Origin of the sequence: Streptomyces sp. NPDC001914 (genome assembly GCF_042891215.1) — a bacterium.
Taxonomy (GTDB): domain Bacteria; phylum Actinomycetota; class Actinomycetes; order Streptomycetales; family Streptomycetaceae; genus Streptomyces.
Genome location: NZ_JBIASW010000008.1, coordinates 23,316 through 36,648 on the forward strand (window position 1 = coordinate 23,316; position 13,333 = coordinate 36,648).

The 13,333-nt window shown below is 72.0% G+C and carries 11 protein-coding genes; 6 read left to right on the top strand and 5 right to left on the bottom strand.

Annotated features, from left to right (window positions below):
- Nucleotides 1-74 precede the first annotated feature (74 nt).
- Nucleotides 75-2,249, top strand: a complete 2,175-nt coding sequence (locus ACFYYF_RS22860; protein ID WP_388778519.1) for an MDR family MFS transporter — start codon at nt 75-77, stop codon at nt 2,247-2,249.
- 7 nt (nt 2,250-2,256) lie between these two features.
- Here ACFYYF_RS22860 and ACFYYF_RS22865 read toward each other — a convergent pair whose 3' ends face one another.
- A complete protein-coding gene (locus ACFYYF_RS22865; RefSeq protein ID WP_388778521.1) occupies nt 2,257-2,778 on the bottom strand; it encodes a GNAT family N-acetyltransferase in 522 nt (173 codons plus the stop codon).
- Nucleotides 2,779-2,958: 180 nt separating this feature from the next.
- On the opposite strand from ACFYYF_RS22865, the gene ACFYYF_RS22870 reads away from it, so the two are divergent.
- Nucleotides 2,959-3,672 (top strand): hypothetical protein, encoded by a 714-nt coding sequence (locus tag ACFYYF_RS22870; protein WP_361677954.1) that lies wholly within the window; start codon nt 2,959-2,961, stop codon nt 3,670-3,672.
- Nucleotides 3,673-3,806: 134 nt separating this feature from the next.
- Entirely contained in the window at nt 3,807-4,718 is a 912-nt protein-coding gene (locus ACFYYF_RS22875) for a hypothetical protein (protein ID WP_388778523.1), read from the top strand.
- A 63-nt stretch (nt 4,719-4,781) separates the two neighbouring features.
- Here the strand turns inward: ACFYYF_RS22875 and ACFYYF_RS22880 are convergent, their stop codons facing one another.
- Nucleotides 4,782-5,237, bottom strand: a complete 456-nt coding sequence (locus ACFYYF_RS22880) for a DUF1992 domain-containing protein (RefSeq protein ID WP_388778526.1) — start codon at nt 5,235-5,237, stop codon at nt 4,782-4,784.
- Nucleotides 5,238-5,357: 120 nt separating this feature from the next.
- Between ACFYYF_RS22880 and ACFYYF_RS22885 the strand changes: the two genes are divergently transcribed.
- The gene (locus ACFYYF_RS22885) at nt 5,358-5,753 is read left to right on the top strand and encodes a hypothetical protein (protein WP_361677963.1); all 396 of its coding nucleotides are present in this window, start codon (nt 5,358-5,360) and stop codon (nt 5,751-5,753) included.
- A gap of 58 nt (nt 5,754-5,811) precedes the next feature.
- Here the strand turns inward: ACFYYF_RS22885 and ACFYYF_RS22890 are convergent, their stop codons facing one another.
- Both ACFYYF_RS22890 and proP read right to left on the bottom strand, forming a co-directional pair.
- On the bottom strand, nt 5,812-6,483 hold the full coding sequence (locus ACFYYF_RS22890) for an O-methyltransferase (RefSeq protein ID WP_388778529.1): 672 nt from the start codon (nt 6,481-6,483) through the stop codon (nt 5,812-5,814).
- Nucleotides 6,484-6,608: 125 nt separating this feature from the next.
- Nucleotides 6,609-8,012 carry a glycine betaine/L-proline transporter ProP gene (gene proP / locus ACFYYF_RS22895; protein ID WP_388778532.1) on the bottom strand — a complete coding sequence of 468 codons (1,404 nt, stop codon included), beginning with the start codon at nt 8,010-8,012 and terminating at the stop codon, nt 6,609-6,611.
- Nucleotides 8,013-8,456: 444 nt separating this feature from the next.
- Here proP and ACFYYF_RS22900 point away from each other — a divergent pair, with 444 nt between their 5' ends.
- A complete protein-coding gene (locus tag ACFYYF_RS22900; protein ID WP_388778535.1) occupies nt 8,457-10,502 on the top strand; it encodes a bifunctional glycosyltransferase 87/phosphatase PAP2 family protein in 2,046 nt (681 codons plus the stop codon).
- Nucleotides 10,503-10,613: 111 nt separating this feature from the next.
- On the opposite strand, the gene ACFYYF_RS22905 is transcribed toward ACFYYF_RS22900, so the two are convergent.
- The gene (locus tag ACFYYF_RS22905; protein WP_361677974.1) at nt 10,614-11,858 is read right to left on the bottom strand and encodes a cytochrome P450; all 1,245 of its coding nucleotides are present in this window, start codon (nt 11,856-11,858) and stop codon (nt 10,614-10,616) included.
- 294 nt (nt 11,859-12,152) lie between these two features.
- On the opposite strand from ACFYYF_RS22905, the gene ACFYYF_RS22910 reads away from it, so the two are divergent.
- Nucleotides 12,153-13,322: a steroid 3-ketoacyl-CoA thiolase gene (locus tag ACFYYF_RS22910; RefSeq protein ID WP_361677977.1), complete on the top strand. Its 1,170-nt coding sequence runs from the start codon at nt 12,153-12,155 to the stop codon at nt 13,320-13,322.
- Nucleotides 13,323-13,333: the final 11 nt, after the last annotated feature.

Here is a 13,333-nt window from a genome sequence, read left to right on the forward strand (position 1 = left end):
GCTCGACAGGCCATAACCGGACACACCGATCAGGATGGAGGGTGACCGGGACCCTCGGGGCTCAGGGAGGCCGTATGACCGGGGACGCGCACGGTTCCGACGCACCGTCCGGCCGGAGGCCGGAAGGGGCGGAGGCGCCGACCGGCGGCGGTGCGGGCGAGCCGCCCGGACTGCACGACTCGGTCGAGGTGAGCGAGTCGGCGGTGCGCCGCCGCAGCGCAGCGGCGACCGACGCCCGGGACACGGTGCACGGCAGCGTCTTCGTGTCCATCGGCGCCCTGCTGCTCGGCATGCTGCTCGCCGCGCTGGACCAGACCATCGTGTCCACCGCCCTGCCGACCATCGTGAGCGACCTCGGCGGCCTGGAGCACCTGTCCTGGGTGGTCACGGCGTATCTGCTCGCGTCGACGGCGGCGACCCCGCTGTGGGGCAAGCTCGGCGACCAGTACGGCCGCAAGAGGCTCTTCCAGACGGCGATCGTGATCTTCCTGATCGGGTCGGCGCTGTGCGGCATGTCGCAGAACATGGGCGAGCTGATCGCCTTCAGGGCGCTGCAGGGACTCGGCGGCGGCGGACTGATGGTGCTGTCGATGGCGATCGTCGGCGACCTGGTCCCGCCGCGTGAACGGGGCAAGTACCAGGGACTGTTCGGTGCGGTGTTCGGCGCGACGAGTGTGCTGGGGCCCCTGCTCGGCGGGCTGTTCACGGAGCACCTGAGCTGGCGCTGGGTCTTCTACATCAACCTGCCCGTGGGTGTCGTGGCCCTCGTGGTGATCGCCGCGGTGCTGCACATCCCGAGGAAGTCGGCACGGCACGTCATCGACTACGCCGGTACGTTCCTGATCGCCGCGGTGGCCACCTGCCTGGTCCTGGTGGCCTCGCTGGGCGGCACCACCTGGGACTGGGACTCGCCGCAGGTCATCGGGCTCGTGGTGCTCGGCGTCGTCCTCGGTGCCGCCTTCGTCGCGGTGGAGCGGCGCGCGGCCGAACCCGTGCTGCCGCTCAAGCTGTTCCGGGTCCACACCTTCACGCTGTCCGCGATCATCAGCTTCATCGTGGGCTTCGCGATGTTCGGCGCGATGACCTATCTGCCGACGTTCCTCCAGGTCGTGCAGGGAATCTCGCCCACGCTGTCCGGCGTGCACATGCTGCCGATGGTGTTCGGGCTGCTGCTGTCGTCCACGGTCTCCGGGCAGATCGTCAGCCGCACGGGCCGCTGGAAGGTGTTCCCGGTCGCGGGCACCGGGATCACCGCCCTCGGTCTGCTCCTGCTGCACCAGCTGGACGAGAACAGCGGCACCTGGATCATGAGCACGTACTTCTTCGTGTTCGGCCTGGGCCTGGGCCTCGTGATGCAGGTGCTCGTCCTGATCGTGCAGAACGCGGTGTCGTACGAGGATCTGGGCGTCGCCACCTCGGGGGCGACGTTCTTCCGGTCCATCGGCGCCTCGTTCGGCGTCGCGATCTTCGGCACGGTCTTCGCGGGCCGCCTCGGCGACAACCTGACGGACGCGCTGGGCGGACAGCAGCTGCCACCCGGCATCACGACGGACTCCCTGAAGGCGGACCCGAAGGGGATCGGCCAGTTGCCGGCCGATCTGCAACAGCCGGTCCTGCACGCGTTCGCGACATCGATCACCGACGTCTTCCTGTACGCGGCCCCGGTCGCGCTGCTCGGCTTCGTCCTGGCCTGGTTCCTGCGCGAGGACAGACTGCGCGGCTCCGTCACGGCACCCGACGTGACGGAGACCCTGGCGAGCAACCCGGTCGAGCGGTCGTCGTACGACGAGGTGTGCCGGGCGCTGTCCGTGCTCGGCACCCGGGAGGGCCGCCGCGAGATCTACGAGAAGATCACCGCGCGCGCCGGCTACGACCTGCTGCCGGCGGCGAGCTGGATGCTGCTGCGGATCAAGAAGTACGGGTGGGTGGAGCCCGCCCTCCTGGCCGAGCGCAGCGCGGTTCCCCTGGACGTCGTCCTGGCCGCCGCCCGTCAGATCGAGGAACGCCGGCTGGCCCGCCGCGAGGGCCTGGACCTGGTCCTCACCGACGAGGGCCGTCTCGCCGCCCGGAACCTGTCCATGGCCCGCGAGGAGTCCCTCGCCGAACTCCTCGGCGACTGGTGGACACCGGACCGTCCGACCGACCTCACGAAGCTGGTGACGGAGCTGAACGAGGAGATGTGCGGTTCCGACGCGGAGCGCCCGCACGGGAGCGCCCCGGCCGTCCGCCCGCAGGGGGAACCGGCGTGATCCGTCCTCAGCCGGTCAGGTCCTTCCGGAACCAGTGCTCGGCGAAGGCCACGTCGTTGTGCGCGGCGGTCTCCTCGTAGCCGTGCCGGGCGTACAGGGCCCGCGCCTCGACGAGGTCGGAGCGGGTGTCGAGGAGGAGCCGCCGGGCGCCCAGGCCGCGCGCCGCCGCCTCGGCGGCGGCCAGCAGGAGCGGGGCCGCGCCCGTGCCGCGCAGGTCCGCGCGGACGAAGACGCGGCTCAGCTCGCCCGTCGTGGCGTCGAGCATCCGCACGCCCGCCGTGCCGCCGGGCTCACCGTCGTGGCGCGCGAGGAGCAGCACCCCCGCGGGCGGCGCGAACTCGGCGCCGCTCTGCGCGGCGATCTCCCGCTCCAGCTCGTCGGGATCCGTCGTACGTCCTTCGTGCACCCGGTACCACCGGTCGCTGACCTCGGTGTAGTACGCCCGCCACAGGGCCGCGGCGGCGGGGGAGTCGAAGGGTTCGGGAGCCACGCTCCAGGAGTCGCGCGCGGCGGACGGCGTTCGGGTCATGCGGGCCATTGTCGGCGGGTGCCGCCCCGGGAGCGCAAGCGGATAAGGGGCGACGGCCGAACGGCACGGCGCGGGAGGGGCGTTGACGTCCGTGCCGTCGCCGGGGCCGTTTGAGGGCCGGGTTCCGGGCAACCCGGTGCGGGAACCGGCCCGTTGGGTCGAGAACCCGGGAAGGCATTCATGTCCACAGGCGTGATCATCGCTCTGATCATCGTGGCGGCCGTGGCCGTTGTCGCGGCCGCCCTGACCCTCCGAGCCCGAAGGCCGCCGGGCGGACGCGCGCTCAGGCGGCGCTTCGGACCGGAGTACGACCGGACCGTAGCCCGGCACGACGGTGACACCCAGGCCGCCGAACGCGACCTCAACGAGCGGGTGAAGCAGCACGGCGCACTGCGCGAGCTGCCGCTCGAACCCGCGGCCAGGGAACGGTACGCGGCCGGCTGGACGGCCGCCCAGGAACGCTTCGTCGACTCGCCCCGGGAGGCGGTGGCCGAGGCCGACCGGCTGCTCGGCGAGCTGGCCGGAGCACGCGGATTCCCCGGCGACCGTTACGAGGAGCAGGTGTCCGCGCTCTCCGTCCACCACGGGCACCACGTCCACGGGTACCGCCGCGTGCACCGGGCCGCGCTGGCCCGCACCGGCGGCGGCGAGAACGGCGGCGTCGACACCGAGAAGCTGCGCGAGGCCATGCTGGAGGCCCGCGACCTCTTCGACGACCTGCTGACCCCCACCCGTGAGGACGGCTCGGCCGGCCGGACGCGCGACGCGGACGACGTGAGCGGGACCCCGGCCGCCCGGCCGGAGCGCAGCAGGCGGTTCGCCCTGACCAAGGACACCCGGCAGGCCGAGCCGGCGCGGACGACGGGGAGCGACGGGCGTACCGAACCGGCGTAGACGGCGGAGAGTGCCGCCGAGAACGCCGAGAACGCCGAGAACAGCAACAGGAATTCCACCCCCGAGACTCGCTCCCACCGTCCCTGGTCCTTCACCGGGCTTCAGGCGAAGGGGAGTTGAAGAAGGTGAGCACCATGAAGCCAGAGCAGGATCCCGAGCGGACCCCGTCCCGTGAGACCGCCGCCGCGAAGGGGCGTGGGGGCCCCGGCCCCGACGAACCCCGCGAGGCGCCCGTGAAGGGCCGCGTGACCCCCGTACCCGCCGAGCGTTCCCCGGACGACCGGGTGGGCGGCGAGCGCGGTGAGGCCGAGGAGGTGTCGCGCCGCGAGGCCCTGAAGGGCCGGGTGGACCACGTCTCCACCGAGCCCGCCCCGGGCGGTGGCGACACGGACAGGAACGGCGACCGTGCCAAGGACGGCGCGGGTTCGACGGCCCGTTCGGCCGGGAGCGGGACGGCGGACGACGCCGGTGTCCGTCCGGCCGGGACCGGCGGGACGGCCCGGACGACGACGGGCGCGGGCTCGGAGGAGCGGGGCGGCGCCCCCGGCGACGACCGCGCGGAACGTACGGGCGTCGGCTCGGCGTCCCCCGCATCTCCTGCCTCCCCCACATCCCCTGTGTCCCCCGCGTCCCCCGCGTCCCGCCCGTCCGGCGCCTCTGACCGTCCCGGGCCGGGGTCCGTATCCCGTGACGCCGCCGAAGCGGACCACCGGGGCGGCCCGGCGGACACCGAGGACCGTGCGGGGGACTCCGCCGGGCGGGACGGGCGGATGCTGCCGCTGGACGAGCACGACAAGTTCAAGCTGCGGATGCGGCACGCGGTCGGCGGGTTCATCGACGGCCCGCAGGCCTCCGTGGAGGAGGCCGACCACGTGCTGGAGGAGCTCGCGGGCCGGTTCACGGAAGCCGTGACCCGGCGTCGGCGCGACCTGCGCACGTCCTGGCAGGCCGGCGACGAGGACAAGGCGGCCGGCCCGGACACCGAGCGGCTCCGGCTCGCCCTGAAGGACTACCGCGAGATGACCGAGCGCCTGCTCAGGCTCTGAGCCCGGCTCAAGACCTCCCGGTGACGTGAGGCCGTGCCCCGGAGTACTTCCCGGGGCGCGGCCTCACGCCGGTCCTGTCTCTTCCCGGCCCTCGGGCCGCGCGCCGCCCGGGGCCGGGCTCTCGCGGGCCGCGTGCCACTCCTGGACGATCCTCTCCACGTCGTACGGCTTGAGGCCGAGCGGAGGTCCGGGCGGCGGCTTGAACATCATGTCGCGGATCTTGGCGTTGACGTCCTCGACGGCCCGCCGCACCGCCCGCTCCGAAGGAAGCGCGGGAACGGCCGCGAGCACGTCCTCCGCCTCCTTGCGCAGGGCCAGTGTGGGCGGCAGCACGGACAGGCCCTCGCGGGCCATCTTCCGCTTGATCCACCAGAGTTCGTCGTACGGGGTGTCGGTGACCTCCGGCAGCGGCTTGCCCGCGCCGGGGAGTTCCGTGAATTCGCCGCGGTCCTCCGCCTGGCGGATCTGCCGGTCGACCCACGACTCGAAGGTGACACCGGGTGGCTTGCGCTCGGTCATGAGTCCATTGTGCCGGAGGTCACACGGCGACGGTAAAGGTCGAATTATCATGCGGCGGCGACGGGGCAACCACGTTCCCCGGCGGGACAATTGGACCAGCACCTCACTAAGGAGCGCGCGTTGCTCGAACTCACCATGGCCTCGGTGACCGGAGGGGACGCCGGAGCGACGGCCGGGATGCAGATGGCCGACGCGCCGAGCGACCCCGGAGCCATGCTGCGGGTGGGCCGGGACCGGGCCGTGTGCCGTCTCGCGACCCCGGACGACTGGCTGTTCGTCTCCCGGGTCCACCTGGAGTTCCAGTGCGGCCCGGACGGCTCCTGGCAGGTCACCTGGCTCAGGGGTTCCCACGCGGAGCCGTCCTCCGAGGTCAGACTCATCCTCACAGGACTGCAGCCTCAGCCGCTTCCGTACGGCGGGACGGCCAGACTCCCGGCGGGCGGCTCCGGCGAACTCGTCATCCAGGACCGCACCGGGCCCCACACCGTGAACGTGGGCTTCTACCACGAGGTCTAGGACCGGTCGGGCGGCACACGGGGCCGGGCGGCGGGGGTCAGCCGGCGGGGGCGGGCGGTCAGGCCCGTACGCGGGCCAGCGCGAAGCCGTCGTACCCCTTGCTGCCCACCGTCTGCACCGCCGTGCCGTCCAGCTTCGGGTGGGAGGCGATCAGTTCGAGCGCGGCCCGGGTGCCCCGCACGCTCGGGTCGCCGCTCGTCGCGTCGGTCACCGCTCCGCCGCGGACCACGTTGTCCAGGACGATCACGCTGCCGGGCCGGGTGAGCCGGACCGCCCACTCGATGTAGTGGGCGTTGTTCACCTTGTCCGCGTCGATGAAGACGAGGTCGAACGGCTCCGGGTTCTCGTCCGCCAGCTTCGGCAGGGATTCCAGGGCGGGGCCCACCCGCACCTCGGCGACGCCGTCGAGGCCGGCCCGCGCGAGGTTGGCGCGGGCGACCTCGGCGTGCCGGGGGTCGTACTCGAGGGTGATCAGCGTCCCGTCGGCGGGCAGGGCGCGGCCCAGCCAGATGGTGCTGTAGCCGCCGAGCGTGCCGATCTCCAGGATGCGGCGGGCACCCTGGATCTCGGCGAGCAGCTGGAGCAGCTTGCCCTGGTTCGGCGCGACGTTGATGGGGGGCAGTCCGGCCGCGTCGCTGTCGTGCAGCGCGGCGGTGAGGATCTCGTCGGCGGGGGCCAGGAGGGTGGTGAAGTGGTCGTCGACGTCGTTCCAGAGCTGCGACTCGCTCATGCACCGGGCCTTTCATAGCCTAGTTAGATGCGCTAAGGACTTTTGCCTCGAACCTAGCCCCCGGCGCCCCCGCGTGCCAGCGGGATTCGGGCCCCGCGCGCCGGCGGGACCCGGGTCCGCGGACGTCAGCCGCGCGCGGGTTCCACGGCGGGCGCGGGCTCCACGGCGGGCGCCGAGCCCGGCAGGGGCCGGCCGGCCGACTCCGCCATGAACCAGACGGCGGCACCGCCGATGACGGCCGCGGCCATCATGTAGTACGCGGGCATCATCATGTTCCCGGTCGCCCCGATGAGGGCGGTGACGACCAGCGGGGTCGTGCCGCCGAAGAGCGAGACGGAGACGTTGAAGCCGATCGAGAGCGAGCCGTAGCGGACCCGGGTCGGGAAGAGCGCCGGGAGCGCGGCGGGCATCGCGGCGGTGAAGCACACCAGCAGCAGGCCGAGGGCGCCCATGCCGAGCGCGACGGCGAGCAGGCTGCCCTGGCGGATCAGCAGCAGCGCCGGGACGGACAGGGCGAGGAAGCCGGCGCAGCCCGCGGCGATCACCGGGCGGCGGCCGATGCGGTCGGTCAGCGCGCCCGCGAAGGGCTGGACGACCATCATCAGCGCCATCACGCCGAGGACCACGAGCAGACCGTGCGTCTCGTCGTACTTGAGCTCGCTGGTCAGGTAGCTCGGCATGTAGGACAGCAGCATGTAGTCGGTGACGTTGAAGACCAGCACCAGGCCCATGCACAGCAGCAGGGTGCGCCACTGGCCGGCGATCATCTCGCGCAGCGGCACCTTGGGGCGGGCCGCCTCGGACTTCTCCAGCTCGGCCGCGAACGCCGGGGTCTCCTCCAGGCGCATCCGCAGATAGAGGCCGATGATGCCCATCGGGCCCGCGATCAGGAACGGGATCCGCCAGCCCCAGGACAGCAGGTCGTCGGTGGACAGCAGGGCGGTCATGAGGGTCACCAGACCCGCGCCGCCGATGTATCCGGCCAGCGTGCCGAACTCCAGCCAGCTTCCGAGGAAGCCGCGCTTCTTGTCCGGCGCGTACTCGGCGATGAAGGTCGTGGCACCCGCGTACTCGCCGCCGGTGGAGAAGCCCTGCACCAGACGGGCCACGAGCAGCAGGACCGGAGCGCCGACGCCGATCGTCGCGTACGACGGGATCAGACCGATCGCGAAGGTGCCCGCCGCCATCATGATCATGGTCAGCGCGAGGACCTTCTGGCGGCCGATCCGGTCGCCGAGCGGGCCGAAGACCATGCCGCCGAGCGGGCGGACGAGGAAGGCCGCGGCGAAGGCGCCGAAGGTCGACAGGAGCTGGGCGGTCGGGTTGCCCGAGGGGAAGAAGACCTTGCCCAGCGTCACCGCGATGTAGCTGTAGACACCGAAGTCGAACCACTCCATCGCGTTGCCGAGCGCCGCGGCCTTCACGGCGCGCCTGACCAGCGCGGGGTCGGTGACGGTGACCTCGGGGGAGACGGGACGGGCGGGAGCGGGGGCACGTACGGCGGGGGCCGTCGGGGTCGCGGTCGGCAAGGGCCTTCCTTTCGCCGGGGACAGGGACGGGTCCGCCCGGAAGCGGGCCGAGGGCTCGCACAGGTGACCCGGGGGTGACCCGGGGCGGACCGACGGCCCGTCCGGAGACGGGCCGAAAAGCGACCTTAGGGCGGTTCGTCCCGATCACGTGGTGTACGCGACCCGCGGCACAGTGCACATAAAGGCGGCGTACGCAGGGGCGACGAGGTGACCGGAGCCGTCCTCGCGGCGGTCCGTCTGTGATCCATCTCGCGGGCCCGGCCGGGAACCGGCCTCGTCGCGGATCGTCGATATTCGGACAAAGGCGGAGGAGGCTGTCAGGTCGATCCGGGCTTTCCGCGTCTTTTAGTGACGGTGGCCGTGACCTACTAGGTACTGATATGGGTTGAGATAAGGGACCTGTGAGGCGCAGGCCGGTCAATGGGGCGGGAGGGTCGACAGGGCGTGGCGAACGTGGAGCACGGCGGACGACCGGGCGAAGGTGTCGTGGGAGCGCCGGAGACGGTGCGGGCGCGGCTGCGCGCGCTCCGCCTCGGGCTCTGGGTCGTCGCCGCGCTGCTGGCCGTACGACAGCTCGCCGCCGTCCTCAGCACCCCCAAGGCGGACCGGCTGACGGATCTGGAGACCTGGGTCGGCCCGCACGGCGTGCTCCACGTGAAGGGCTCGCTGTACGACTCGACGCGGTTCACCGGCACCCCGTTCGGCGGCCTCGTCCTCAAACCCCTCACCCGGTCGGCCGAACAGGCCCTCGGCTGGGGCTGGACCTTCGGCACCCTCCTGCTCGTCGTCGCGCTCGGCCTCGTCGCCGCCCGCGCCCTGCCGCCCCCCGTGAGCCGGCGGACCTCGCTGCTCGCCGCGCCCGTGGCCGTCAGCCTGCTCATGCTGTCGCTGCCCGTGCGCAACGCCCTCTACCTCGGCCAGACCAGCATCATCCCGGTGCTGCTCGTCCTGCTCGGCTGCTTCGTCGTCCGCGGCGAACGCGCCTGCGGGCTCCTCATCGGCCTCGCGGCGGCCCTCCAGCCGACCGTGCTGCTCTTCACGCCCCTGCTCTGGTTCACCGGCCGCCGCCGCGCCGCCGTCTCCACCGGCGCCACGTTCGCCGCCCTCACCGCGCTCGCCTGGGCCGCGATGCCGCGCGACTCGAACACGTACTGGGTGCACCACCTGGCGGGCGTCGGCCTCGGCAAGTCCGCCGACGACCTCGCCAACCAGTCCCTGCACGGCGCCCTGCTGCGGCTCGGCCTCACCGGACCGCTGGAGGTCGGCCTCTTCCTGGCGCTCGGCGCGACCGTCGCCGTCCTCGGGCTCCGCCGCGCCGTCCGCTACGCGCGGGACGGGCAGCTGCTGCTCGCCGTCGCCCTCACCGGCTGTGTCGCCGTCGCCGTCTCGCCCACCACCTGGCAGCACCAGGTGCTGTGGGTCCTGCTCGCGCTCGTCGGCAGGGCCGGCCGGAAGACCTCGGACCGCTACGTGTGGCCCGTCACGGTCGTCCTCGTCATGACGCTGCCCGCCCGGATGATGCTGCCGGACATGCCGGCGCTGAGGCCGCTGCGCGACAACGTGGTGCTGATCGCCGCGCTGGCCGCCGCCGTCGCCGTGCCGTTCCTGTCCCGTACGTCCGCGTACTACCGGGCCCCGGTCCCCACCGAGCGCGCGGCGCCCGCCGACACCCGGTGGAGGCGGATCCCGCTGCTGCCGGGCGGCCGGGTCCTCACCCGTACGAACCTGCTCCTCGAACTGCTCCTGATCCGCGTCGGGTACTCCGCCTACCAGCAGATCAGGCTCGCCGCGACGGGCGGCACCAACTCCGGGGGCCGGGCCACCGCCGAGCACCACGGCGGGCAGATCCTCGCCGTCGAGCGCTTCCTGGGCCTGGACATCGAGCACGGGGTCAACCACGCGGTGGTGGGGGTCCCCTTCCTGAGGGATTTCTTCGACTTCTACTACCAGTCGTTCCACTTCGGCGTCCCGCTCACGATCCTCGCCGTGCTGTACGTCCGCCGCCCCGCCGACCACCGCTGGGCCCGCTCCGCCCTCGGCTTCGCCACCCTGCTCGCCCTCGTCGGCTTCTGGCTCTATCCGCTCGCCCCGCCGCGCCTGATGCCGGGCCTCGGCGTGATCGACACCGTGCACGGCGCGCAGGACTTCTCCAAGCCCGACTACGGCACGCTGACCGAGCTGACCAATCAGTACGCGGCGATGCCCTCGCTGCACTTCGGCTGGTCCCTGTGGTGCGGGATCGTCATCGTGGTGCTGGCGCCGAGATGGTGGATGAAGGCGCTGGGCCTGCTGCACCCGCTTCTGACGGTCTCCTCGATCGTGGCGACGGGGAATCACTGGGTCCTGGACGCCGTCGGAGGCGCGGCGGTCGTCGCCGCGGGCTTCGGACTGACCTGGCTGTTCAGCGGTCCGCGGGTCAGGGCGGCCGTGGAACCGGTCCGGGCCGGGGTGGGACCACCGGTCCGTACGCCGGGCCGCACACCGAGGTGATCACCGGGCTGATCACCTCGGGGGAGACAGAGGCGGGCGCGGGGGTGCCCCTGCCTCCCTCGGACGGGCCGGCGGTGCCGGGAGGCCGCCGGCCCGGGTGCGAGGTGCCCGCTAGGCGTGACGGACCTGGAGTTCCTTGACGCCGTTCAGCCAGGCCGAGCGCAGGCGGCGGGGGTCGCCCGCCAGCCGCAGATCCGGCAGCGCGTCGGCGATCGCGTTGAAGATCAGGTCGATCTCCAGCGTGGCCAGGGACTTGCCGAGGCAGAAGTGCGGGCCGCCGCCGCCGAAGCCGAGGTGCGGGTTGGGGTCCCGTGTGATGTCGAAGACCTCGGGGTTCTCGAACACCTCGGGGTCGTTGTTGGCGGAGGAGTAGAAGATGCCGACGCGGTCGCCCTTCCTGATCCGCTGCCCGCCCAGCTCGGTGTCCTGGGTCGCCGTGCGCTGGAAGGCGACGACGGGGGTCGCCCAGCGGACGATCTCCTCGGCGGTGGTCTTCGGCCGCTCCCGCTTGTAGAGGTCCCACTGGTCGGGGTGGGTGAGCAGCGCGTGCATCCCGTGGGTGATGGCGTTGCGGGTCGTCTCGTTGCCGGCGACCGCCAGCAGCAGGACGAAGAAGCCGAACTCGTCGGAGGCGAGGTTCCCCTGGTCCTCCGCCGCCACCAGGGTGCTGACGATGTCCTTGGCGGGGCACTGCTTGCGGTCCGCCGCCATGTTCATCGCGTACGAGATGAGTTCGGTGGCCGACTCGGCGCCGATCTCCTCGGTGATCGCGTACTCGGGATCGTCGTACGCCACCATCTTGTTGGACCAGTCGAAGATCTTGACCCGGTCCTCCTGGGGGACGCCGATGAGCTCGGCGATCGCCTGCAGCGGGAGTTCGCAGGCGACCTGCGTGACGAAGTCGAAGGAGCCGTCGGGGGCCGCCTGCGCGAGCGCGTTCGCGACGATCGAACCCGCCCGGGCGCGCAGGGCGTCCTCCAGGGAGCGGATGGCGCGCGGGGTGAAGCCGCGCTGCACGATCTGGCGGACCCGGGTGTGTTCGGGCGGGTCCATGTTCAGCATGATGAGCCGCTGGACCTCGATCTGCTCGCGCTGGATGTGCTCGTTGAAGCGGATGACCGCGGTGTTGAGGAACGAGGAGAACAACTCGGGGTGCGTCGAGACGTACTTGACGTCCGAATGCCGGGTGACGGCCCAGTAGCCGTCGTCCTCGAAGCCGGCGACACCGGGCTGCTGTGGGATCCAGTGGACCGGCTCGGCCCGGCGCAGCTCGGCGAACTCCGGCAGGGGCACGCGGTGGTGCAGCACGTCGGGGTCGGTGAAATCGAACCCCTCGGGCAGCGCTGGACAGGACATCGGCAACTCCAGGGGCGCTTCTGACGGTCCATCAGGAAGAGGGAATCGCCGTGAAGGTAGTAACGGGTTCTACAAGTGGCAAGAGGTGCGGGCCTCCCAATTCCGTGCGGGATTGGTACAGATCACGACTTCGGGAGCTGCACGACCCTTGCGGCGCGGGGGGTTCGCTCAGCAAACTGCACGCAGAACTGGTACGCGTTCTAGTTCTGCGCGGTGGGTGGGCCGGGACGCCCCGCGCTGCGCGGGTCAGCTGGGCCTGGCCGCAGGACAGGCCTGAGGAGAGGACGAGCCCCCATGGCCGCGGAACCCGTGATCGTCGAAGCCGTACGGACCCCCATCGGCAAGCGCGGTGGCGCGCTCGCCAATCTGCACCCCGCCTATCTCCTGGGCGAGACCTACCGTGAACTCCTCGGCCGCACCGGCATTCCCGCCGACTGCGTCGAGCAGATCGTCGGCGGCACGGTGACCCACGCCGGCGAGCAGTCCATGAACCCCGCGCGCACCGCCTGGCTGACCGTGGGGCTGCCCTACGAGACGGCCGCGACGACGGTCGACTGTCAGTGCGGCTCCTCGCAGCAGGCCTCCCACATGGTCGCCAACATGATCGCCGCGGGAGTCATCGACGTCGGGATCAGCTGCGGTGTCGAGGCGATGTCGCGGGTGCCGCTGGGCTCGGGGTCCAAGCACGGGCCCGGCAAGCCGTTCCCCGACGAGTGGAACGTCGATCTGCCGAACCAGTTCGAGGCGGCCGAACGGATCGCCCGTCACCGCGGACTGACCCGCGAGAACGTCGACTCCCTCGGGCTCATCTCGCAGGAGAGGGCCGCCGTCGCCTGGGCGGAGGAGCGGTTCAAGCGCGAGACGTTCGCCGTGCAGGTGCCCACCACCGAGGAGGAACAGCGGGCCGGGCAGGGCATGTGGCGGCTCGTCGACCGGGACGAGGGGCTGCGCGACACGTCCATGGAGGCGTTGGCGAAGCTGAAGCCCGTGATGCCGACGGCCGTTCACACGGCCGGCAACTCCTCCCAGATCTCGGACGGTTCGGCGGCCATCCTGTGGGCCTCCAAGCGGATGGCGCGGGCGCTGAAACTGCGGCCGCGGGCACGGATCGTGGCCCAGGCGCTGGTGGGTTCGGACCCGCACTTCCACCTGGACGGGCCGATCGACGCCACCCGGGCCGTGCTCGGTAAGGCCGGGATGTCGCTGAAGGACATCGACCTCGTCGAGATCAACGAGGCGTTCGCGTCCGTGGTGCTGAGCTGGGCGCAGGTCTTCGGGCAGGATCTGGAGAAGGTGAACGTGAACGGGGGCGGGATCGCGCTCGGGCATCCGGTGGGGGCCACGGGGGCGCGGCTGATCACCACGGCGCTGCATGAATTGGAGCGGGCCGATAAGGAGTTCGCGCTGATCACGATGTGTGCGGGTGGGGGGCTGGCGACGGGGACGATCATTCAGCGCGTCTGAGGGGGCGGGGG

What these genes read in the sequence shown, in the direction of transcription:
- ACFYYF_RS22870 (WP_361677954.1), top strand. Translation starts at nt 2,959, where the DNA reads ATGTCCACAGGCGTGATCATCGCTCTGATCATCGTGGCGGCCGTGGCC.
- ACFYYF_RS22860 (WP_388778519.1), top strand. Translation starts at nt 75, where the DNA reads ATGACCGGGGACGCGCACGGTTCCGACGCACCGTCCGGCCGGAGGCCG.
- ACFYYF_RS22880 (WP_388778526.1), bottom strand. Translation starts at nt 5,237, where the DNA reads ATGACCGAGCGCAAGCCACCCGGTGTCACCTTCGAGTCGTGGGTCGAC.
- ACFYYF_RS22910 (WP_361677977.1), top strand. Translation starts at nt 12,153, where the DNA reads ATGGCCGCGGAACCCGTGATCGTCGAAGCCGTACGGACCCCCATCGGC.
- ACFYYF_RS22875 (WP_388778523.1), top strand. Translation starts at nt 3,807, where the DNA reads ATGAAGCCAGAGCAGGATCCCGAGCGGACCCCGTCCCGTGAGACCGCC.
- ACFYYF_RS22865 (WP_388778521.1), bottom strand. Translation starts at nt 2,778, where the DNA reads ATGACCCGAACGCCGTCCGCCGCGCGCGACTCCTGGAGCGTGGCTCCC.
- ACFYYF_RS22890 (WP_388778529.1), bottom strand. Translation starts at nt 6,483, where the DNA reads ATGAGCGAGTCGCAGCTCTGGAACGACGTCGACGACCACTTCACCACC.
- ACFYYF_RS22905 (WP_361677974.1), bottom strand. Translation starts at nt 11,858, where the DNA reads ATGTCCTGTCCAGCGCTGCCCGAGGGGTTCGATTTCACCGACCCCGAC.